Raw genomic sequence first — 21,784 nt, 5'->3', positions numbered from 1 at the left:
TCAGGGCCTCCAGAACGGCTTCATGGCCTCGACCCGCGCCTGGCGGAAATCCAGGCCAATGTCGCGCAACTGGTCGTCGGTCAGTGTCAGCAAGCTGCGGCGCGACGCCCAGCGATGGCGATACAGTGCCCAGCGCCCCATGCCTGCCAACAGATCGGCCTTGTTCGAGCGAACGGTTCTGACCGTCGCTGGCCGATATTCATTCAGTTCCTGGCTGTGAAGCGCAAGGCGCACATCGCTGAACCCGTTCATGTCCTGTTCCCTCATCCTGGGTGGCTGTGGGTTCATGATGAAGCGAACGGCAAAACCAATACAGATTCAAAAGCCTCTTATATTTTCCATACAGATGATTCAAAAACGCCACTGAATGCTATATTTCCGGCCAATCTGTATTGCTTTACCGCATTCGAATTCCTGAGAGTACGCCATGACGCTCTACGTCAACCTCGCCGAACTGCTCGGCTCGCGCATCGAAAACGGCTTCTACCGCCCCGGCGACCGCCTGCCCTCGGTACGCGCGTTGAGCGTCGAGCATGGCGTCAGTCTTAGCACCGTGCAGCAAGCGTATCGGGTGCTGGAAGACCATGGCCTGGCCGCGCCGAAACCCAAATCCGGCTACTTCGTCTCGGTCAGCCGAAAAGCCCCTGCGCTGCCAGCGGTCGGCAGGCCTGTGCAGCGGCCTGTGGATATCTCTCAATGGGATCAGGTGCTGGACCTGATTCGCGTGGCGCCCCTTGAAGCCGTCACGCAACTGGGGCGCGGCATGCCGGATGTCACCAGCCCGACCCTGAAACCTTTGATGCGCGCGCTGAGTCAGTTGAGTCGCCATCAGGACATGCCGGGGCTGTATTACGACAACATCTACGGCGTGCGCAGGCTGCGCGAACAGATTGCCCGGCTGATGCTCGACTCGGGCTGCAGCCTGACCGCCAATGACCTGATCGTCACCAATGGCTGTCATGAAGCGCTATCAGCCAGTGTCCGGGCCATCTGCTCGCCGGGGGACATCGTGGCGGTGGACTCGCCAAGCTTCTTCGGCGCCATGCAGACGCTCAAGGGCGTGGGCATGAAAGCCATGGAAATCCCTACCGACCCGTTGACCGGCATCAGCCTCGAAGCGCTGGAACTGGCGCTGGAGCAATGGCCGATCAAGGTTATTCAACTGACGCCCAACTGCAACAACCCGCTGGGTTATGTCATGCCCGAAGCGCGCAAGCGGGCGCTGCTGACCCTGGCACAACGCTTCGACGTGGCGATCATCGAAGATGATGTGTATGGCGACCTGGCCTACAACTACCCTCGCCCGCGCACCATCAAATCCTTCGACGAAGACGGTCGCGTGCTGTTGTGCAGTTCGTTTTCCAAGACCCTGGCACCGGGGCTGCGAATCGGCTGGGTAGCGCCGGGCCGTTATCTGGAGCAGGTGCTGCACATGAAATACATCAGCACCGGCTCCACCGCCCCGCAGCCACAATTGGCCATCGCCGATTTCATCGAAGGCGGCCATTACGAGCCCCACGTGCGACGCATGCGTAGCCAATACCAGCGCAGTCGCGACCAGATGATCGACTGGGTGATGCGCTATTTCCCCGAGGGCACCCGCGCCAGCCGGCCGCAAGGCGGTTTCATGCTGTGGGTGGAGCTGGCCGAAGGCTTCGACACCCTGCGCCTGAACCGCGCCTTGCTGGGCAAGGGTGTGCAGATTGCGGTGGGCAGTATCTTTTCGGCATCGGGCAAGTATCGCAACTGCATGCGCATGAACTTCGCGACCAAACCCAGCCGCGAAATCGAAAGCGCGGTGCGTATCGTCGGCGAGACAATTGCGCTACTGAATGCGCAAACTGACTGATGCGGGCAAATCTTTCCCGGTTTTGCGGGTCATATCGCCAAGTCGAGCCATGTCCAGACGCGGAAGATCAATTTGAATAACTCATGGGCCTTGCCCTTTTGCTTGCTGGTTGCGTTGTGCGTCAGCGGTTGCGCGCATCAACAGGTCACCAGTGAGCCAAGCCAGGCCATGCCGTCTTCAGATTCCGCGTTCGGCCGTTCGATCCAGGCCATGGCCGTGCCGCATGAGGGACGTTCTGGCTTCCGCCTGCTGCCTGACAGCAGTGACGCGTTCAAGGCTCGCGCCGAACTGATCCGCAACGCCAAAAGCAGCCTTGATCTGCAGTATTACATCGTCCACGACGGCCTGAGTACGCGCGCCCTGATCGACGAACTGCTCAAGGCGGCTGACCGTGGCGTTCGTGTGCGCATCCTGCTGGACGACACCACCAGCGACGGTCTGGATCAGGCCATCGCCACCCTCGCCGCTCACCCGAACATCCAGATTCGCCTGTTCAATCCGCAAAACCTGGGGCGCGAGACCGGCATCACCCGCAGCCTCGGGCGCCTGATGAACCTGTCGCGCCAGCACCGGCGCATGCACAACAAGCTGTGGCTGGCCGACAGCAGTGTGGCCATCGTCGGCGGGCGCAACCTGGGCGATGAATACTTCGATGCCGAGCCGAACCTGAACTTCACCGATATCGACATGCTCAGCGTGGGGCCGGTGGCCGAGCAGCTCGGCCACAGCTTCGACCAGTACTGGAACAGCACGCTCAGCAAGCCTATCGGTGAATTCATCTATTTCCTGCCCGACGGCGAGGATCTGGCCGAGGCCCGGCGCAAGCTGGACGATTCTCTGGAGCAGGCGCACCAGCAGCACAAGGCGCTGTATGAGCGACTGATGGCCTACAAGACCCAGCCGCGCATGAAAACCTGGCTCAACGAGCTGGTCTGGGCATACAACCAGGCGCTGTGGGACGCACCGACCAAGGTTCTGGCGCAGGGCGAGCCTGATCCGCACCTGCTGCTGACCACGCAACTGGCGCCTGAACTGCTGAACACTCACAAGGAACTGATGCTGATCTCGGCCTACTTTGTACCGGGCCCGGAAGGCTTGCTGTACCTCACCGGCCGGGCCGATGCCGGCGTCAATGTCAGCCTGCTGACCAATTCCCTGGAAGCCACCGACGTGCCCGCCGTGCATGGCGGCTATGCGCCGTACCGCAAGGCACTGCTGGAGCATGGCGTGAAGCTGTTCGAGCTGCGCCGACAGCCTGGCGATACCGAGACGATGCGCGGCAGCGGTCCGCACCTGTTCAAGAAAAGCCATTCCCTGGTCAGTTCCGAATCAAGCCTGCACAGCAAGGCGATGATCTTTGATCGGCAGAAGGTCTTTGTCGGCTCATTCAACTTCGACCCGCGCTCTGTGCTGTGGAATACCGAAGTCGGCGTGCTGGTCGACAGCCCGCAACTGGCTGAAGAATTGCGCGAACTGACCTTGCAGGGCATGGCCCCGTCGCTCACCTATGAAGCGCGGCTGGAGGACGGCAAAGTGGTGTGGGTGACCGAAGACAACGGCCAGATCCACACTCTGCATACCGAACCGGGCGACTGGTGGCGGCGTTTCAACGCGTGGATGAGCCGCGCCATCGGCCTGGAAAGAATGCTTTAAGCGGGCACAGCCTGGGCATCGCCGAACGCGCCACGTCGCCGGATCAGTATCAGCAGGCCCAGAGCCCCAGCAGCCATCATCAACGGCAAGGCCTCGCCACTGACCCACTGGCTGCCCGCGCCGGCTATCAACGGGCCGAGCAGACAGCCGATGCCCCACAGTTGCGCCACATGTGCGTTGGCGCGGACCAGCGAATCATCGCGATAGCGTTCGCCGATCAGAATCAGCGACAGGGTAAACAGCCCGCCGGCACTGGCACCGAAGACGGTCCACAGTGGCCAGATCAGAACGGTGTCGATCAGCAATGGCACCAGCAGGCTGGACGCCAGTAGCAAGGCGGCGCAGCCGGTGAACATCGCGCGACGTGAAATGCGGTCGGCGAGCATGCCGATCGGCAGTTGCAGCAGCGCATCACCCACCACCACAACGCTGACCATGATCAGGGCGATTTCCGGGGTGAAGCCGTGGCGTATGCAGTAAAGCGGCAACAGGGTGAGGATCAGCGCTTCGAACGCAGCAAACAGGGCGACCGCCCAGGCGATCGCAGGCATGCCGCGACAGAAGCCGGACAGATCGGCAAACGTCACGTTGCAGGATTCGGTCGACGGCGCGCCGGTACGCCCCAGCAGCAGAAACGGTGAGCCGACCAGCAGCGCTACGCCAATCCAGAAACCATAGTCGGCCTGGGTGCCGATCACGCCCAGCAGCAGCGGACCTGCCAGTTGACTCAATGCGTAGGTGCTGCCATACAGCGCCACCAGACGCCCGCGCAGGCGCTCGATGACCAGCTGATTGATCCAGCTTTCACCCAGCACGAAGACGATGGTCAGAATCACCCCTAGCGTCAGGCGCAAGACCAGCCAGATCCAGTAATACGGCAGCAGCGCCAGCGCGCCGACCGAAACCGCCCCGGCCCATAAGCACAGGCGCATCAAATTGGCAGTGCCGAAGCGCGCCGCCAGACGACTGGCCAGCGCCGCGCCGAGCAGCACACCCACCGCCGGCATCGCCGCCATGATGCCAATGGCAAACGAGCCATAGCCCCAGCCTGCCAGCCGCAATGAAACCAGCGGCATGCTGACGCCCATTGCCAGACCGACACCCAGCACGGACGCCAGCACAGCAAAATAAGTACCCCAACGCATTTCCACGCTCCTGCCCGGCGCCACGCTACGCGCTCATCGCCTTGTACAAATCCTGTGTGGCGCGATGATCAATCTTGAGATGACCATCATGCCAATGCTCCGCGTTGGCATGCAGCCCGTGACGCTCCGCGTCACACATCCGTGCCGCTACGCACATCAAAGCCAGGACGCGGAGCGTGGGGGCGATGATCTTGAGACCCCATCGTGCCAATGCTCCGAGGGCAGAGCCTCGGAGCGATAGGCAAATGACTACAGCTTGATCCAGGTCGACTTCAGCTCGGTGTATTTGTCGAACGCATGCAGCGACTTGTCACGACCGTTGCCCGACTGTTTGAAGCCACCGAACGGTGCGGTCATGTCGCCGCCGTCGTACTGGTTGACCCATACGCTGCCTGCGCGCAAAGCCTTGGCGGTCAGGTGCGCCTTGGAGATGTTCGCGGTCCATACGGCAGCCGCCAGGCCATACTGCGTGTCGTTGGCGATCTGGATCGCCTCTTCGGCAGTATCGAACGTCAGCACCGAAAGCACCGGGCCGAAGATTTCTTCCTGAGCGATTTTCATCGCGTTGTTCACGCCGTCGAAAATGGTCGGCTCGACATAGGTGCCGCCGGTCTCCTGCAGAATGCGCTTGCCGCCCGCAACCAGTTTGGCGCCATCGGTATGGCCCGCTTCGATATAAGACAACACGGTATTCATCTGCTGGGTATCGACCAGCGCGCCCACAGTGGTCGCAGGGTCAAGCGGGTTGCCGGGCTTCCAGGCACTGAGCGCCTCGATCACCATCGGCAGGAAGCGATCCTTGATGGAGCGCTCGACCAACAGGCGTGAACCGGCGGTGCAGACTTCGCCCTGGTTGAAGGCAATCGCGCTGGCGGCTGCGCTGGCGGCGGCCTGCAAATCAGGCGCGTCGGCAAAGACGATATTCGGGCTCTTGCCGCCGGCTTCCAGCCAGACGCGCTTCATGTTCGATTCGCCCGCATAGATCATCAGTTGCTTGGCGATCTTGGTCGAGCCGGTGAACACCACAGTGTCTACATCCATATGCAGGGCAAGCGCCTTGCCGACGGTGTGGCCATAGCCAGGCAGTACGTTGAGCACGCCCGCTGGAATGCCAGCCTCGATGGCCAGTTGTGCGATACGAATGGCCGTCAGCGGAGATTTTTCCGAGGGCTTGAGGATGACCGAGTTGCCGGTGGACAGGGCAGGCCCCAGCTTCCAGCAGGCCATCATCAGCGGAAAATTCCACGGTACGATGGCGGCGACGACACCCACCGGCTCGCGTGTTACCAGGCCCAGTTGGTCATGAGGCGTTGCCGCGACTTCGTCATACAGCTTGTCGATGGCCTCGCCGCTCCAGCTCAGGGCCCGGGCGCCGCCGGGTATGTCGACACCCAGCGAGTCGCTGATCGGCTTGCCCATGTCCAGCGTTTCAAGCAGGGCCAGCTCTTCAGCATTCTGCTCAAGCAACCCCGCGAAACGGATCATGGTGGCCTTGCGTTTCGCCGGGGCCAGTCGTGACCAGACGCCGGAGTTGAAGGCGCTGCGCGCGCTGTCGACGGCGCGTTGCGCGTCAGCGGTGTCGCAGCTGGCAACCTTGGCAAGCAACCGGCCATCGACCGGGCTGATGCAGTCAAACGTCTCGCCGGAGGAGGCTGCGGTGTATTCACCTTGAATGAAGGCACGGCCTTCGATCTTCAAATTCCGGGCGCGTTGCTCCCAGTCAGCACGAGTCAGGGTGGTCATTTGCATGTCCTCCTCTTGTTGAATGTGGGTGTGTCATGGTTGATTGAAGACACAATCTGAAATTTTTCAGGACGGCCGTTACCCTAAACCAGCGGCCCGACAAAACCAATATATTTGACATAAATAGCCGCTACGGTGCTTTTATGTTGATTTTATTAAACAGCTCCGTACGCGCGCCGAGGCACTAACGCGCTGCACGCACGTCAAACCTTCAACGCATTCAGGACAAGGGGCCCATCATGAGCATCGAAAGCATCGTCGACTTCAGTGAAGCCAGCACCGCCGCCGAGCACTATCGCCCTGCACCGGAAAAAGTCTTCAAGGGCGACCCGGCACAAACCCTCTACAACCACTACAACAGCCCCTGCGGACAGATGAGCGCGGGCGTCTGGAATGGCGAGCCCGGGCAGTGGCAGGTGAATTATTCAGAGCATGAGTATTGCGAGATTGTGCAGGGTGTTTCAGTCCTGCGCGACGAGCAGGGCCACGCGAAAACCCTGCGCGCAGGCGACCGTTTCGTGATCCCGGCAGGCTTCAAGGGTACCTGGGAGGTGCTGGAAACATGCCGCAAGATTTATGTGGTGTTTGAGGCGGCTGCAGATAAATAAATACCACCCTGGCAGCGACGCCAGGAGCGCAGGCACAAAAAAACCCGCCAGAGCGGGTTTTTTTGTAGCCGACAGAATCAATTACTTGATTTTGCCTTCTTTGTAGATCACGTGCTTGCGTACAACCGGATCGAATTTTTTGATTTCGATTTTATCCGGGGTAGTACGTTTGTTCTTGTCGGTGGTGTAGAAATGGCCTGTACCAGCGCTCGACACCAAACGGATCAATTCACGCATGATTTTCTCCCTTAAATTTTGCCGTCGCGACGCAGTTCAGCGAGCACAACTTCAATGCCACGCTTGTCGATGATACGCATGCCTTTAGCAGATACGCGCAGACGAACAAAACGCTTCTCGCCTTCAACCCAGAAGCGATGATGCTGCAGGTTTGGCAGGAAACGACGACGGGTTTTGTTGTTTGCGTGGGAAATGTTATTCCCAGTCACCGGACCCTTACCGGTAACTTGACATACTCTCGACATGCCTCAGCCCTCTAAAACCACATGCCCAACCCGGCATGGGTTGGCCGCTTAATCTCTCAGTCATTTGGCGCCAGGCGCCGCGTTTCTTTAAGGGTCTTACCGGCTACACCTACAGTGAAGGAACCGGGCCCCTAGAAAAGAGCGCTGCTTTATACCAGAAAGCCTTGGGCACAACAACAGGCAAAGCACTTTGACCCGAATGATCACGCCTCGCGAGGCGGTATGCTCAAGCACTGCGGGGGCACAGGCAAATCGACCGCTCGTCGCGCCGTGACGATTGTTCTGCGCCAGCACATGGTCTAGGGTTAGTCCCTCACCAGACTGCGCCGGCAGATGGGGCCCTTTCTGAACAGGAAATAACGCCATGCGCCTAGCTGCACTCCCTTTTTTACTCGTTCCACTCCTGCTTCCCGTCGCTGCCCAGGCATCGAACCTTGTGGTCTGCACCGAAGCCAGCCCCGAGGGCTTCGACGTTGTACAGTACAACTCGCTGACCACCACCAACGCATCGGCCGACGTGCTGATGAACCGCCTTGTAGACTTCGATGCCAAGAGCGGCAAGCTGGTGCCGAGCCTGGCAGATAGCTGGACCGTGTCCAAAGACGGCCTGACGTACGACTTCAAGCTGCACCCCGGAGTGAAATTCCACACCACCGATTATTTCAAGCCGACTCGCGAGCTGAGCGCGAATGACGTGCTGTTCAGCTTCCAGCGCATGCTCGACCCGCAGAACCCGTGGCACAAGATCGCCCAGAGCGGTTTCCCGCATGCGCAGTCCATGCAGTTGCCCGCGTTGATCAAGAGCATCGAAGCGCCTGATGCACACACCGTGCGCTTCACGCTCAACCATGCGGACTCGACCTTCCTGGCCACGCTGAGCATGGGTTTCGCCTCCATCTATTCAGCCGAATATACTGCGCAGCTGTTGAAAGCGGGCACGCCGGAAAAACTCAACAGTCAGCCGATCGGCACCGGGCCGTTCGTGTTCAAGCGCTTCCAGAAAGATGCTGTGGTGCGCTACGAGGCGTTCGACGATTACTTCGCCGGCAAATCTGATATCGACACGCTGGTGTATGCCATCACCCCGGACGCCAATGTGCGCCTGCAGAAAATCCGTCAGGACGAATGCCAGATAGCGCTCTCGCCCAAGCCCCTGGATATTCAGGCAGCCAGCAAGGACGACTCGCTCAAGGTGGAGAAAACTGAAGCGTTCATGACCGCGTTTGTCGCGATCAACAGCCAGCACCCGCCGTTCGACAAGCCGGAAGTTCGCCAGGCCATCAATCTGGCGTTCGACAGGGACAATTACCTGAAAGCCGTGTTCGAAGGCACCGCTGAAAAGGCCAACGGCCCTTACCCGCCCAACACCTGGAGTTACGCCAAGGACCTGCCCGGCTATCAGCACGATGTTGCCAAGGCCAAGGCGCTGCTGGCCAAGGCCGGTGTAAAAGAGGGTTTGAAGACCACCATCTGGACACGACCTTCCGGGAGCCTGCTGAATCCGAACCCGAGCCTGGGTGCTCAATTGCTGCAGGCTGATTTGAAACAGGTCGGCATCGATGCCGAGATCAAGATCATTGAGTGGGGCGAGCTGATTCGCCGCGCCAAGGCTGGCGAGCATGACCTGCTGTTCATGGGCTGGGCGGGCGACAATGGCGACCCGGATAACTTCCTGACCCCGCAGTTCTCGTGTGCGGCCGTGCAATCGGGCACCAACTTCGCCCGCTATTGCGACAAGACACTGGACAAGCTGATCGCAGACGGTAAATCCGTCAGCGGCCAGGCCGAGCGCAGCAAGCTGTATCACCAGGCCCAGCAGCAGATTCAACAGCAGGCACTGTGGATCCCCCTCGCCCACCCGACAGCCGCTACGCTGGTGCGCAAGGACGTCACTGGCTATCAGGTCAGCCCGTTCGGCAGGCAGGATTTCTACAAGGTGCAGGTCAAGTAAGTCGCCAGACTGACCTCGGCCTCTCTGGGTGATGGCGTGCCAATGCCTGCTGCATTGGCACGCCCCGTCTGAAGACCGGACGCAGAGCGTGAGAACGATAATCCGAGTGCCACCCTATCGCTCTGCGTGGGCGCTACATCAGCCCGCGCTCCACCATCGACAGTGGCTCGCCGTCCCCAACGATCACGTGGTCAAGCACATGAACGTCCACCAGCAGCAGTGCTTCCTTGAGGCGCTTGGTCAGGTCGATGTCGGAACGGCTGGGCGTGGTGATACCGGAAGGATGGTTGTGACAAAGGATCAGGCTGGCAGCGTTGTGCGCCATCGCGCGTTTCACCACCTGGCGCGGGTGTACATAAGACGCGTTGATCGTCCCGCGAAACAATATCTCGAAGGTCATGACCCGGTGCTTGTTATCGAGAAACAGGCAGCCGAAGACTTCGTGCGGCTCATGCCGCAGCAGGGCCTTGAGATAGCTGCGAACCTGGGTCGGGTTTTCCAGCGCTGATTCACGGCGCAGGGACTCGGCCATGTGCCGACGCGCCATTTCCATCACGGCCTGCAACTGAGCGAACTTGGCAGGCCCGAGCCCCAGTTGCGAGGTGAATGCCGACAGATCCGCATCCAGTAACGGTCTGAGCCCGTCAAATTGATTCAGCAGATGACGCGCAAGGTCTACAGCGCTTTTTCCGGCCACGCCGGTGCGTAAAAAGATAGCCAGCAACTCGGCGTCGGAAAGGCTCGCCGCCCCCAACTCCAACAAGCGTTCCCGGGGGCGTTCAGCCGCGGGCCAACTGCGAATACTCATAGCACCTCCATGTGATTGGGCACCGCTGTTCCGGTGCGGTCGCTGTGCTATCTTAGCCCATCTTTTTTGCACGACGATCTGGCCTGGGGAGGCGTCATGGCCGTCGTGTGTTCACTCGACCAAAAAGGCAGGTCTATGCAGCGGCTGTATCGAAAACGCATCGTTCTTGGCGTCGGCGGCGGCATCGCGGCCTACAAGAGCGCTGAACTGGTCCGCCGCCTGCGCGATCAGGGCGCTGAAGTGCGTGTGGTCATGACCCGGGGCGGGGCCGAGTTCATCACCCCGCTGACCATGCAGGCCCTGTCCGGGCACCCTGTGCACCTGGACCTTCTCGATCCGGCTGCCGAGGCCGCGATGGGCCATATCGAACTGGCCAAATGGGCCGACCTGATCCTCATCGCACCGGCCACCGCCGACCTCATCGCGCGCCTGGCGCAAGGCATCGCCAACGACCTGCTGACCACCATCGTGCTGGCCACCGACGCGACTGTCGCCATCGCCCCGGCGATGAACCAGGCGATGTGGCGTGACGCCTCCGTGCAGGCCAATACCCGCCTGCTCGAAGAGCGCGATTTTCGTGTGTTCGGGCCGGCGTCCGGCAGTCAGGCGTGTGGCGATGTCGGCTTCGGGCGCATGCTGGAGGCCGACGACCTGGCCCAGTGCGCGGCCGACTGCTTCCAGCGCCTGACCCTGACCGGCAAGCATGTGCTGATCACCGCAGGCCCGACCCAGGAAAACATCGACCCGGTGCGCTACATCACCAACCACAGCTCCGGAAAAATGGGCTTTGCACTGGCCGAAGCGGCGGTGGAAGCCGGCGCTCGCGTCACGCTGATCACCGGGCCGGTCAACCTGCCTACGCCTGATCGCGTCTCGCGTATCGACGTGGTCAGCGCCCGCGACATGCTGGCAGCGTGTGAGGCGGCCATCCCCTGCGACCTGTTCATCGCCTCGGCAGCCGTGGCCGACTACCGCCCGGAAGTCGTTGCCCCGCACAAATTGAAGAAAGATCCTTCGAACGGTGACGGCTTGCTGCTGCAGATGGTGCGCAATCCGGATATTCTGGCGACCATCGCAACCCGCCCGGATCGCCCCTTCAGTGTCGGCTTTGCCGCCGAGACCGAACACCTGCTCGACTACGCTGCCCGCAAGCTCAAGGACAAGAACCTCGACCTGATTGTCGCCAACGATGTCGCGAACCCGAGCATCGGCTTCAATAGTGAGGAAAACGCCTGCAGCGTGATTGACCGAGGGTTGCACGCAACGCTTTTCGCCCAGACCAGCAAGGCCAAGATCGCTCGCCAGCTGGTCACTTTTATCGCCGACCGCATGAATCAGGTTTAACTACGAATGCACGCTCTACAAGCCAAGATCCTCGACCCTCGCATTGGCAACGAATTTCCGCTGCCGGCTTACGCCACTACCGGCTCGGCTGGCCTGGACCTGCGCGCCATGCTCAAGGAAGACACGCTCCTTGAGCCGGGCCAGACCCTGCTGATCCCTACCGGCCTGTCGATTTACATTGGCGATCCGGGTCTTGCCGCGCTGATCCTGCCGCGCTCCGGCCTGGGCCACAAACACGGCATCGTGCTGGGCAATCTGGTAGGCCTGATCGACTCCGATTACCAGGGCGAACTGATGGTCTCCTGCTGGAACCGCGGCCAGACGGCTTTCAACATCGCCGTCGGCGAGCGCATCGCCCAATTGGTCCTGGTGCCGGTCGTACAGGCGCACTTCGAGCTGGTTGAAGCGTTCGACGAAAGTCAGCGTGGCGCTGGCGGCTTCGGTCATTCCGGCAGTCATTGATCGCCATTCGGCACATAATCCGGGTTCGGAACAAGGCTCAGGGAGAGGTCGGTGAAAGGTAGTCAGCACAGCGCTTCACAGCACGCCATACCCACCGACAACTCGCCTCCGGCTGCGAGCCTCACAGGCCTAGCGCCCGGCCTGGTGCCTGCCGCCATCGGCCTGCTCATCGCTGCGGCGCTGGTCTGGATGGCTCTGGCCACCGGCCCGCAGCAACAGGACCAGCTGGTTCAGGCCTGGGGCGGCAATCAGGCGGCAGCGGTGGGTCTGGCGCTGCGCCAGATCAACGCGGACACCCAGTCAGCAGCATCCGGGGCGGCGCTTGTCCAGACATTGCAAAGCAATGATGCCGCTGCCCTGCTGGCCGCTCAGGATCGATTCACCCGTTGGGACGGCCTCGCAGGCGCTCGGCTTTACCCCAAGGGGCTGGCCGATGTGGATACGCAAGGCGCACTGCCCGTCAGTTTCGCCACCCTGGATATGCTCAACAAGGCCGCACAAGGTGAGGCCGTCGCCCCGGAGGCGCGCAAGGTCGGCGAGCGCTGGTTGATCTACAGCGCTGCGCCGGTGCGTGCCGCTGCCAGTCAGCCGGTGGTGGGTACGCTGCTGCTGGTCTTTGACCTGCAGCGCTTGCTCAATGCCTTGCCGGCGCTGCCTGCCGACGCCGGGCAAGTGGTGCTCAGCCAGCAATTCGGCAGCGGACCTGCTCAGGTGTTCCTGCAACGCGGTCAGGCCGAGGAAGGCAAAGCCCAGGCTTTCGATACCGGTTATCCTGGCTGGAAACTCGAGTTCACGCCCGGCCCCGGGCTGAAAACCTCACCGTCCGTGATGCTTCTGCTGCTGGCACTGATTATCGCTGCAGCGGGCGTGCTGCTTGGCTTGCACCGTAACGAACGGGCCCTGCAGAAGCGTATTTGCGCCGACGCACGGCAACTGGATCAGCTGCTCCAAGAACTCTCACGCGGAAAAGCCGTCAAACCCTTCGGTTTGAGCCTCCCGGCCCTTAGTGGTCTGGCTCAGGTCCTTGCTCGTGTCTCGCTTCGTAGTCAGCCTCAGGCAGCGCCTGTCCTGGCGGCGGGCGAGCAGCGCGATGCAGATATTGCCAAAGGCAGTGCTTCGTCCACCGTGGCTGCATCACGCACCGACTGGACCGATCCGCTGTTTCAAGATACCGATATCCTTGATATCGACCTTCTCGACGAAAACCAGGACTTCCTGAGATCGGAGCATAACCTCGCTATGAACAGTCCAGCATCCGTGGCACCCAACCTTCCCGAGACTATTTTCCGTGCCTACGACATCCGTGGCGTGGTCGGGGACACCCTCAACGCTGAAACGGCTTACTGGATCGGCCGCGCCATCGGCTCCGAAAGCCTGGCGCAGAACGAACCCAACGTCAGCGTTGGCCGCGACGGTCGGCTTTCCGGTCCTGAACTGGTACAGCAACTGATTCAAGGTCTGCACGACAGCGGCTGTCACGTCAGCGATGTAGGCCTGGTGCCAACGCCTGCGCTGTATTACGCAGCCAACGTGCTGGCCGGCAAGACCGGCGTCATGCTGACCGGCAGCCATAACCCGAAGGACTACAACGGCTTCAAGATCGTCATCGCCGGCGACACCCTCGCCAACGAGCAGATCCAGGCGCTGCACGAGCGCATCAAGACCAACAACCTGACGTCGCAGAAAGGCAGCATCACCCAGGTCGACATCCTTGAGCGCTACTTCCAGCAGATCAAGAATGACATCGTCATGGCGCGCAAGCTGAAGGTCGTGGTCGACTGCGGTAACGGCGCGGCAGGCGTGATCGCTCCGCAACTGATCGAAGCGCTGGGCTGTGAAGTGATTTCCCTGTTCGCGGAAGTGGATGGCAACTTCCCCAACCATCACCCGGATCCGGGCAAGCTGGAAAACCTGCAGGACCTGATTGCCAAGGTCAAGGAAACCGGTGCCGATCTGGGCCTGGCCTTCGACGGTGACGGCGACCGTGTCGGTGTCGTGACCAACGCAGGCAACGTGGTGTACCCGGACCGCCTGTTGATGCTGTTCGCGCTGGACGTGCTCAAGCGCAATCCGGGTGCCGACATCATTTTCGACGTCAAATGCACACGCCGCCTGACTCCGCTGATCAGCGAGCATGGCGGCCGTCCGGTGATGTGGAAAACCGGTCACTCGCTGATCAAGAAAGAAATGAAGAAAAGCGGTGCGCTGCTGGCAGGCGAAATGAGCGGCCACATCTTCTTCAAGGAACGCTGGTTCGGTTTCGACGACGGTATCTACAGCGCAGCACGCCTGCTGGAGATCCTCAGCCAGGAGTCGGCCAACGCCGAAGACCTGTTCGAGACCTTCCCGAACGATATTTCGACGCCTGAAATCAACATCAAGGTGACGGATGTCACCAAGTTCAGCATCATCAAGGCCCTTGAAACGGATGCGCAGTGGGGCGACGCCAAACTGACCACAATCGACGGTGTCCGTGTGGACTATCCGAAGGGCTGGGGTCTGGTTCGCGCTTCCAATACCACGCCGGTACTGGTGCTGCGTTTCGAAGCCGAGACCGAGGCCGAATTGCAGCGTATCAAGGACGTGTTCCACGCAGAACTGAAGAAAGTTGCGCCGGACCTCGACCTGCCATTTTGATTGTTTTTCCTTTTGACTGGAGCCCTGAATGACCCTCGAACGCGATGCCGCCTCTAATGTAGCCAAGGTCCTTTCCGAAGCGCTGCCTTACATTCGCCGCTTTGTCGGCAAGACGCTGGTTATCAAGTACGGCGGCAACGCCATGGAGAGCGAAGAGCTGAAAACCGGCTTTGCGCGCGACATCGTGTTGATGAAAGCGGTGGGCATCAACCCGGTAGTGGTTCACGGCGGCGGGCCGCAGATCGGCGATCTGCTCAAGCGCCTGTCCATCGAGAGCCACTTCATCGACGGCATGCGTGTAACCGATGCACAAACCATGGATGTCGTGGAGATGGTACTGGGCGGCCAGGTCAACAAGGACATCGTCAACCTGATCAACCGTCATGGCGGCAGCGCGATCGGTCTGACCGGCAAGGACGCTGAGCTGATTCGTGCGAAGAAGCTCACCGTCACGCGCCAGACGCCGGAAATGACCAAGCCCGAAATCATCGACATCGGTCAGGTCGGTGAAGTGGTCGGGGTCAACACCGGGCTGCTCAACATGCTGGTCAAAGGCGATTTCATTCCGGTCATCGCGCCTATCGGCGTGGGCCCGGACGGCGAGTCGTACAACATCAACGCCGACCTGGTAGCAGGCAAGGTTGCCGAAGCCCTCAAGGCCGAGAAGCTGATTCTGCTGACCAACATCGCCGGCCTGATGAACAAGCAGGGCGAAGTCCTGACCGGCCTGACCACCGAGCAGGTCGACGGCCTGATCGCCGACGGCACCATCTACGGCGGCATGCTGCCGAAGATTCGTTGCGCGCTGGAAGCGGTTCAGGGCGGCGTCAACAGCTCGCACATCATCGACGGTCGAGTGCCCAACGCGGTCTTGCTGGAGATCTTCACCGACAGCGGTGTAGGTACCCAGATCACCAACCGCAAGCGGCACTGATTCAGGCGTAACACCCAAAGGCCCCGTGAGTTAACCCTCACGGGGCCTTTTTGTTGGCTGATGATTGAGAACAGCTCCGCGTGGGCATGCCGTTCTGGAAGCTCTGCGTCCTGTCCGGAATGTGTGGCGCGGCGCAGATCTGTGACGCGGAGCGTCACGACAGGCATTCCCACGCTGGAGCGTGAGGAACGATCGGTGTCTGGCGGCGGCCCCTTTCGCGAACAAGTTCGCTCCTACGGCCTTCGGCCAGAATCAAAAACAGACCCGGGCATGACGATAGTGTCCGACCAAACTTCGCGTGGGTATGCCGCTCTGGACGCTCTGCGTCCTGCCCTGAATGTGTGGCGCGGCGCAGATCTGTGACGCGGAGCGTCACGACAGGCATTCCCACGCTGGAGCGTGAGGAACGATAGGTGTCCGGGGGCGGCCCCTTTCGCGAACAAGTTCGCTCCTACGGCCTTCGGCCAGAATCAAAAACAGACCCGGGCATGACGATAGTGTCCGACCAAACTTCGCGTGGGTATGCCGCTCTGGACGCTCTGCGTCCTGTCATTGAGTCAGCCGCTGGACGCGGGCGCGGTCCACGGCGAAGTCTGCTTCGGCCTTTACGCGTGCGGCCTGATACCCGGCGATATCGGCTTGCAGTTTCTGCTGCTGATCGCGCAAGTCGTTCAGTTGATCGACAAGCGCCTGCTGAACCGGACGTCCTGCACGCTCAAGGTCGGCGGCCTGGCCTTGCAGACTGCGCTGCTGCGCCGCCAGCCCCTGAATGTTGCCCTGGGCAACGCCAACCAGCGCGTCCAGCTCGGCCAGTTTGCGGGCCTTCATGCGATCCACTTCAGCGACGCTGCTGTACAGGCTCAGCAGTTGCGCATCGGCGGCGGCCTGGCGTTTGTCCGCTTCGGACTGGCGAATCTGCTCGGCCGTAGGCGCGGGCGGCACAACCTGAACCACCCGGCCACGACTGTTGAGCACTTCATAACCTTTGGCAACGTAGTCGGGCGGCACGCCTTGCGTGTCGATCACCGTCACCCCGCGGCTATCGACGTAGCGATAAAGCCGTGGCTCAGGTGCGTCGGCAGCCCGAGCGAGCATGGGCACAAGCATGACGACAGCCAGCAAGCCCCGCAAAACGCTCGGCGTGCCTGAAACCGAAAACCGTGCCCTGCTGCCGACTGCCATGGGCACGTCCTCAGATTCCGAATTGCGCGCGATAGGCTTCGACAGCAGGCAGATGCTGCTTGAGCTGCGGGTCGTCGGCCAGGAACTCGAGTACCTGATTCAGCGACACGATACTCACCACCGGAATCCCGAAGTCACGTTCGACTTCCTGAATCGCCGACAGCTCGCCATTGCCGCGCTCCTGACGATTGAGCGCGATCAGCACGCCCGCAGCTGTCGCGTCCTGGTCCTTGATGATCTGCATGACTTCACGGATCGCGGTGCCCGCAGTGATCACGTCGTCGATAATCAGCACATTCCCCGCCAGCGGCGAGCCCACCAGACTGCCGCCCTCGCCGTGCGCCTTGGCTTCCTTGCGGTTGAAACACCACGGCAGATCACGGTCATGATGCTCGGCCAGCGCCACGGCAGTGGCCGATGCGAGCGGAATGCCCTTGTAGGCCGGACCGAACAGAACGTCGAAGGCAATACCGCTTTCAACCACGGCGGCTGCGTAGAAACGCCCCAGTTGTGCCAGTGCGGAACCGGTGTTGAACAGCCCCGCATTGAAGAAGTACGGGCTGGTGCGCCCGGACTTGAGAGTGAACTCACCGAAGCGCAGAACACCGCGATCGATGGCAAAACGAATGAAATCGCGTTGATACGCCTGCATGAAAAAAGCTCCGAATACCACGGATTTAGCTAATTAGGTAGAGCTCGGGTATCATACACGCACGTGATTTTTGGGGCCATTTATGCGGATCATCAGTGTGAACGTAAATGGCATTCAGGCTGCGGTCGAGCGTGGTTTGCTCAGCTGGCTGCAAGCTCAGAATGCCGACGTCATCTGCTTACAGGACACCCGCGCCTCCACCTTTGAACTGGACGATCCAGCCTTTCAGCTGGATGGTTACTTCCTCTATGCCTGCGAAGCCGAGGTTCCCGCTCAGGGTGGTGTGGCGCTGTATTCGCGGTTGCAGCCGAAGGCGGTAATCAGCGGCCTCGGCTTCGAGACAGCCGACCGCTACGGGCGCTACCTGCAAGCAGATTTCGACAAGGTCAGTATCGCTACCCTGCTCTTTCCGTCCGGGATGAATGGCGATGAAGACCTGAATCAGAAATTCAAGCTCATGGACGATTTCGGCAAGTACATGGACAAGCAGCGCCGCAAGCGTCGCGAATACATCTACTGCGGATCGCTCTATGTGGCGCAGCAGAAGCTCGATATCAAGAACTGGCGCGACAGCCAGCAGTCGCCCGGCTTCCTCGCGCCCGAACGCGCCTGGATGGACGAAATCGTCGGCACCATGGGCTACGTCGATGCCCTGCGTGAAGTCAGCCGTGAAGGTGATCAGTACAGCTGGTGGCCGGATAACGAACAGGCCGAGATGCTGAACCTGGGTTGGCGCTTCGATTATCAGATCCTGACCCCTGGCCTGCGCCGCTTCGTGCGCAGCGCCCGTCTGCCACGCCAGCCGCGCTTCTCGCAGCACGCGCCGTTGATCGTGGATTACGACTGGACCCTGACTATCTGATAGCCAGGCAAGGCAGCGAACACGAAAAAGCCGACTTGAAGTCGGCTTTTTGCGTTGCCTGAAGTGATGCTACTTGATCAGGCGCAAGGTGAACGGATAGCGATAATTGACGCCGTCATTGGCTTTTATCCCGGCAATGATCGCCAGCACTGCGGCACCGATGCCCACCAGCGTCAGTAACGCAAAGCCGATGATCAGCACCACCAGCAGCATGCTGACGGTGGCCGCGATGGCGACTGTGATCTGAAAATTCAGCGCTTCCTTGCCTTGCGCGTCGATAAACGGATCGGAGTCTTTCTTCAACTGCCAGATAATCAGCGGGCCCAGCAGATTGCCGAATGGAAACATCAGCCCGGCAAACGCCGACAAGTGACAGAACATCGCCCACTGGCGAGCGCTTTGCGGCGGTTTGCTGAACGGTTGCAAGCTGTCACTCATTATCGGACCCCCTTGTGGGTATCAGTCGGCCAACGCGGCGCGCTGCAATTCAAACAATTCGGTCATGCCTTTCTGCGCCAGCGCGAGCATCGCGTTCAGCTCTTCCGGCTGGAATGGCGCGCCTTCGGCGGTGCCCTGAACTTCAATGAAACCGCCTGCACTGGTCATGACCACGTTCAGGTCGGTCTCGGCAGCCGAGTCTTCGAGGTAGTCCAGGTCGAGCACCGGCTCGCCCTGATACATGCCGACCGAAACAGCCGCGATCATCTGCTTGAGCGGGTCGCCGCCTTTCAGGCCGCCGCGCTTCTTGATCACCTTCAGCGCATCGGCCAGGGCCACCATCGCACCGGTAATGGACGCGGTGCGAGTGCCGCCGTCAGCCTGAATGACATCGCAATCGACGTACAGGGTGACGTCGCCCAGCTTGGACATGTCCAGCGCAGCGCGCAGTGAACGACCGATCAGGCGCTGGATTTCGAGTGTACGACCACCCTGCTTGCCACGGCTGGCTTCGCGCTGGTTACGCTCGCCGGTAGCACGTGGCAGCATGCCGTATTCGGCAGTCAGCCAACCCTGGCCCTGGCCTTTGAGAAAGCGTGGTACGCCGTTTTCGACGCTGACGGTGCAAATCACCTTGGTATCACCAAACTCGACCAGTACAGAACCCTCGGCGTGTTTGGTGTAGTTGCGGGTGATGCGGATCGAGCGGAGCTGATCGGCGGCGCGACCACTTGGACGTTTCATCTGGGATACCTGTACTGAGACGGAAAACTGCTGAGCATTATAGAGGCCACAGCTGCCGCTGGGCATCTCTAAAAGCCGTCAATGCCGATCCCGCGCAACCAGAAGGCCCTGGATCAAGGCTTTCGACGCGCAGATACGGGGTAAAACAACGCCTTGCGTCACCTGTCACACTGTCGGATTGGGAGCCTGCGCCGCACTGCGCTACAATCCTGCGCCTCTACAGCCAGCCGGCTTTCACGACGCCCATGACCGCCATTTCTGCGCGTTCATGAACCGAACCACGCTTTGAAAGCGAACCAAGAGGTATTTCCCATGGTGCACAGCATGACTGCCTTTGCCCGAGTAGAGCGGGCCGGTGCCCAGGGCACACTGAGCTGGGAACTGCGCTCGGTCAACCACCGCTATCTTGAGCCACACCTGCGCCTGCCGGAGTCGTTCCGCGATCTGGAAGGCGCGATTCGCGAAGCACTGCGTCAGGGCCTGTCGCGCGGCAAGGTCGAATGCACACTGCGCTTTGTCGAGGAAACCGCCGGCAAGCCGCTGCAGGTGGACCTTGAACGCGCAGGCCAATTGGTCGCCGCAGCCGAGTCGGTTGCCGGCTTGATCAAACAGCCTGCTGCATTGAACCCGCTCGAGGTGCTGGCATGGCCGGGCGTGCTGGTCGCCGATGCCAACGATCCGCAGGTGTTGAACACCGAGGCCCTGAAACTGTTCAATGATGCGCTGACCGAATTGAAAAGCGGGCGCGGGCGCGAAGGCGCAGACCTGGCGCGGCTGCTCGACGAGCGTCTGTCCTCCATCGTCGAAGAAGTCGCCACCTTGCGCACGCTGGTGCCACAGATGCTCGCAACCCAGCGTCAGAAGGTGCTGGATCGCTTTGCCGACATGAAAGCCGAGCTCGACCCTCAGCGTCTGGAGCAGGAAATGGTCCTGCTGGCACAGAAAAGCGATGTCGCCGAAGAACTGGACCGCCTCAGCACCCACGTCACCGAAGTGCGTCGCGTACTCAAGGCTGGCGGCCAGGCAGGACGCCGTCTTGATTTCCTGATGCAAGAGCTTAACCGCGAAGCGAATACACTGGGCTCCAAGGCCTTTGACCCACGCAGCACGCAGGCTGCCGTCAACCTCAAAGTGTTGATCGAGCAGATGCGTGAGCAAGTGCAGAATATTGAGTAAGGCTAAACCTGACATGACCCATATCACTGGCACCCTGTACATCATTTCCGCTCCGTCCGGCGCGGGCAAGACCAGTCTGGTCAAGGCGCTGATGGACGCTCAGCAAGAGCCTCAGCACGGCGCGCAGGCAAAGATTCGCGTCTCTGTCTCGCACACCACGCGCGCCATGCGCCCCGGCGAAGTGGACGGTGTGAACTACAACTTCGTCGATCGTGCCACGTTCCTGAGCATGATCGAGCACGGCGACTTTCTCGAACAGGCCGAGGTCTTCGGCAACCTGTACGGCACGTCGCAGAGCCACTTGCAGCAGACGCTGGACGAAGGCCACGACCTGATTCTGGAAATCGACTGGCAGGGTGCGCGCCAGGTTCGTGCGCAGATGCCGCAGGCCCGTTCCATCTTCATTTTGCCGCCGACCCAGCAGGCCTTGCGCCAGCGCCTGACCAATCGCGGCCAGGATAGCGACGAGATCATCGAAGCGCGGATGCGTGAAGCGGTCAGCGAAATGAGCCACTACAACGAGTATGAGTACGTCGTGGTCAATGACGACTTTGCCGGCGCGCTGGAAGACCTCAAGGCGATTTTCCGCGCCAACCGCCTGACTCAACAGCACCAGCAAGAGCAATACAGCGAGCTTTTTCAGGAGTTGCTGGCTTGATCGAAACGTTTCCAGACATCAGGCAACAGGTTAAAAGCATGCCGTTGGTGGCATGCCGCTTGATGACTGGTGCTGTCCGCTTGTAAACTACCAAGTCCGCTCGCCCATCCGGGCATCGCGCATCCGCATTTGCTACGAGGAATACCCATGGCCCGCGTAACCGTTGAAGACTGCCTAGAACACGTGGATAACCGCTTTGAGCTGGTCATGCTCTCTACCAAGCGTGCCCGTCAACTGGCAACCGGCGGCAAAGAACCAAAGCTGGCCTGGGAAAACGATAAGCCTACCGTTATGGCCCTGCGTGAAATCGCAGCTGGCGTGATGGATTACTCGGTAATCGCAGAAGCTGAAATCGTTGAAGATGAACCATTGTTCGCAGCGTTCGAGGACGAGTCCAACGAGGCCGTCTAAGCCTATGCCAGGTCGACGTAGTACGGCGCAGGGTAAAAGCCATTG

At 60.6% G+C, this 21,784-nt stretch carries 22 protein-coding genes; 12 read left to right on the top strand and 10 right to left on the bottom strand.

Annotated features, from left to right (window positions below):
- A complete protein-coding gene (locus tag KUIN1_RS01255; protein WP_003403956.1) occupies window positions 1–252 on the bottom strand; it encodes a DUF1127 domain-containing protein in 252 nt (83 codons plus the stop codon).
- A 175-nt stretch (window positions 253–427) separates the two neighbouring features.
- Here KUIN1_RS01255 and KUIN1_RS01250 point away from each other — a divergent pair, with 175 nt between their 5' ends.
- Window positions 428–1,849: an aminotransferase-like domain-containing protein gene (locus tag KUIN1_RS01250; RefSeq protein WP_116886703.1), complete on the top strand. Its 1,422-nt coding sequence runs from the start codon at window positions 428–430 to the stop codon at window positions 1,847–1,849.
- A gap of 72 nt (window positions 1,850–1,921) precedes the next feature.
- Window positions 1,922–3,502 (top strand): phospholipase D family protein, encoded by a 1,581-nt coding sequence (locus KUIN1_RS01245; protein ID WP_116886702.1) that lies wholly within the window; start codon window positions 1,922–1,924, stop codon window positions 3,500–3,502.
- Here KUIN1_RS01245 and KUIN1_RS01240 read toward each other — a convergent pair.
- Both KUIN1_RS01240 and KUIN1_RS01235 read right to left on the bottom strand, forming a co-directional pair.
- Entirely contained in the window at window positions 3,499–4,647 is a 1,149-nt protein-coding gene (locus KUIN1_RS01240; protein ID WP_058822803.1) for an MFS transporter, read from the bottom strand. The genes KUIN1_RS01245 and KUIN1_RS01240 overlap by 4 nt on opposite strands.
- A 249-nt stretch (window positions 4,648–4,896) precedes the next feature.
- A complete protein-coding gene (locus KUIN1_RS01235; RefSeq protein ID WP_058398456.1) occupies window positions 4,897–6,390 on the bottom strand; it encodes an aldehyde dehydrogenase in 1,494 nt (497 codons plus the stop codon).
- A 239-nt stretch (window positions 6,391–6,629) separates the two neighbouring features.
- On the opposite strand from KUIN1_RS01235, the gene KUIN1_RS01230 reads away from it, so the two are divergent.
- Complete coding sequence (locus tag KUIN1_RS01230) at window positions 6,630–6,998, top strand: cupin domain-containing protein (RefSeq protein ID WP_003403970.1); 369 nt, start codon at window positions 6,630–6,632, stop codon at window positions 6,996–6,998.
- 81 nt (window positions 6,999–7,079) lie between these two features.
- Here KUIN1_RS01230 and rpmG read toward each other — a convergent pair whose 3' ends face one another.
- Entirely contained in the window at window positions 7,080–7,235 is a 156-nt protein-coding gene (gene rpmG, locus KUIN1_RS01225) for a 50S ribosomal protein L33 (RefSeq protein WP_002551515.1), read from the bottom strand.
- An 11-nt stretch (window positions 7,236–7,246) separates the two neighbouring features.
- Entirely contained in the window at window positions 7,247–7,480 is a 234-nt protein-coding gene (gene rpmB, locus KUIN1_RS01220; RefSeq protein ID WP_002551514.1) for a 50S ribosomal protein L28, read from the bottom strand.
- Window positions 7,481–7,844: 364 nt separating this feature from the next.
- Here rpmB and KUIN1_RS01210 point away from each other — a divergent pair, with 364 nt between their 5' ends.
- Window positions 7,845–9,431 carry an ABC transporter substrate-binding protein gene (locus KUIN1_RS01210; RefSeq protein WP_024652151.1) on the top strand — a complete coding sequence of 529 codons (1,587 nt, stop codon included), beginning with the start codon at window positions 7,845–7,847 and terminating at the stop codon, window positions 9,429–9,431.
- A 133-nt stretch (window positions 9,432–9,564) separates the two neighbouring features.
- Here KUIN1_RS01210 and radC read toward each other — a convergent pair whose 3' ends face one another.
- Entirely contained in the window at window positions 9,565–10,239 is a 675-nt protein-coding gene (gene radC / locus KUIN1_RS01205) for a RadC family protein (RefSeq protein WP_003403975.1), read from the bottom strand.
- A gap of 135 nt (window positions 10,240–10,374) precedes the next feature.
- Here radC and coaBC point away from each other — a divergent pair, with 135 nt between their 5' ends.
- The 4 genes from coaBC to argB are packed head-to-tail and all read left to right on the top strand — an operon-like array spanning window position 10,375 to window position 15,616.
- Window positions 10,375–11,583: a bifunctional phosphopantothenoylcysteine decarboxylase/phosphopantothenate--cysteine ligase CoaBC gene (gene coaBC / locus KUIN1_RS01200; protein ID WP_003414013.1), complete on the top strand. Its 1,209-nt coding sequence runs from the start codon at window positions 10,375–10,377 to the stop codon at window positions 11,581–11,583.
- Between the two features lie 6 nt (window positions 11,584–11,589).
- Window positions 11,590–12,045 carry a dUTP diphosphatase gene (gene dut / locus KUIN1_RS01195; RefSeq protein ID WP_024641395.1) on the top strand — a complete coding sequence of 152 codons (456 nt, stop codon included), beginning with the start codon at window positions 11,590–11,592 and terminating at the stop codon, window positions 12,043–12,045.
- Window positions 12,046–12,096: 51 nt separating this feature from the next.
- On the top strand, window positions 12,097–14,682 hold the full coding sequence (locus tag KUIN1_RS28325) for a phosphomannomutase/phosphoglucomutase (protein WP_172980031.1): 2,586 nt from the start codon (window positions 12,097–12,099) through the stop codon (window positions 14,680–14,682).
- 28 nt (window positions 14,683–14,710) lie between these two features.
- Entirely contained in the window at window positions 14,711–15,616 is a 906-nt protein-coding gene (gene argB / locus KUIN1_RS01185; RefSeq protein WP_002551508.1) for an acetylglutamate kinase, read from the top strand.
- A gap of 549 nt (window positions 15,617–16,165) precedes the next feature.
- On the opposite strand, the gene KUIN1_RS01175 is transcribed toward argB, so the two are convergent.
- Both KUIN1_RS01175 and pyrE read right to left on the bottom strand, forming a co-directional pair.
- Window positions 16,166–16,798, bottom strand: coding sequence for a DUF4124 domain-containing protein (locus KUIN1_RS01175; RefSeq protein ID WP_116886701.1), 633 nt, complete (start codon window positions 16,796–16,798; stop codon window positions 16,166–16,168).
- Between the two features lie 10 nt (window positions 16,799–16,808).
- Window positions 16,809–17,450 (bottom strand): orotate phosphoribosyltransferase, encoded by a 642-nt coding sequence (pyrE, locus tag KUIN1_RS01170; protein ID WP_003403990.1) that lies wholly within the window; start codon window positions 17,448–17,450, stop codon window positions 16,809–16,811.
- A gap of 82 nt (window positions 17,451–17,532) precedes the next feature.
- On the opposite strand from pyrE, the gene KUIN1_RS01165 reads away from it, so the two are divergent.
- Window positions 17,533–18,312: an exodeoxyribonuclease III gene (locus KUIN1_RS01165; RefSeq protein WP_002551505.1), complete on the top strand. Its 780-nt coding sequence runs from the start codon at window positions 17,533–17,535 to the stop codon at window positions 18,310–18,312.
- 69 nt (window positions 18,313–18,381) lie between these two features.
- Here the strand turns inward: KUIN1_RS01165 and KUIN1_RS01160 are convergent, their stop codons facing one another.
- Both KUIN1_RS01160 and rph read right to left on the bottom strand, forming a co-directional pair.
- The gene (locus tag KUIN1_RS01160; RefSeq protein ID WP_024652647.1) at window positions 18,382–18,750 is read right to left on the bottom strand and encodes a DUF4870 domain-containing protein; all 369 of its coding nucleotides are present in this window, start codon (window positions 18,748–18,750) and stop codon (window positions 18,382–18,384) included.
- 21 nt (window positions 18,751–18,771) lie between these two features.
- Entirely contained in the window at window positions 18,772–19,494 is a 723-nt protein-coding gene (gene rph, locus KUIN1_RS01155) for a ribonuclease PH (protein WP_003313989.1), read from the bottom strand.
- 312 nt (window positions 19,495–19,806) lie between these two features.
- Between rph and KUIN1_RS01150 the strand changes: the two genes are divergently transcribed.
- The 3 genes from KUIN1_RS01150 (at window position 19,807) to rpoZ (ending at window position 21,739) form a co-directional block, all read left to right on the top strand.
- Window positions 19,807–20,670 carry a YicC/YloC family endoribonuclease gene (locus tag KUIN1_RS01150; protein WP_003403997.1) on the top strand — a complete coding sequence of 288 codons (864 nt, stop codon included), beginning with the start codon at window positions 19,807–19,809 and terminating at the stop codon, window positions 20,668–20,670.
- Between the two features lie 13 nt (window positions 20,671–20,683).
- Complete coding sequence (gmk, locus tag KUIN1_RS01145; protein ID WP_003344442.1) at window positions 20,684–21,328, top strand: guanylate kinase; 645 nt, start codon at window positions 20,684–20,686, stop codon at window positions 21,326–21,328.
- 147 nt (window positions 21,329–21,475) lie between these two features.
- The gene (gene rpoZ, locus KUIN1_RS01140; RefSeq protein ID WP_003320174.1) at window positions 21,476–21,739 is read left to right on the top strand and encodes a DNA-directed RNA polymerase subunit omega; all 264 of its coding nucleotides are present in this window, start codon (window positions 21,476–21,478) and stop codon (window positions 21,737–21,739) included.
- Window positions 21,740–21,784 lie beyond the last annotated feature (45 nt).

It is taken from the genome of Pseudomonas sp. KUIN-1 (assembly GCF_009176725.1).
Lineage (GTDB): Bacteria > Pseudomonadota > Gammaproteobacteria > Pseudomonadales > Pseudomonadaceae > Aquipseudomonas > Aquipseudomonas fragariae.
The sequence above is the reverse complement of the archived record's forward strand: the minus strand, read 5'-3'. Positions and strand labels throughout refer to the sequence as shown.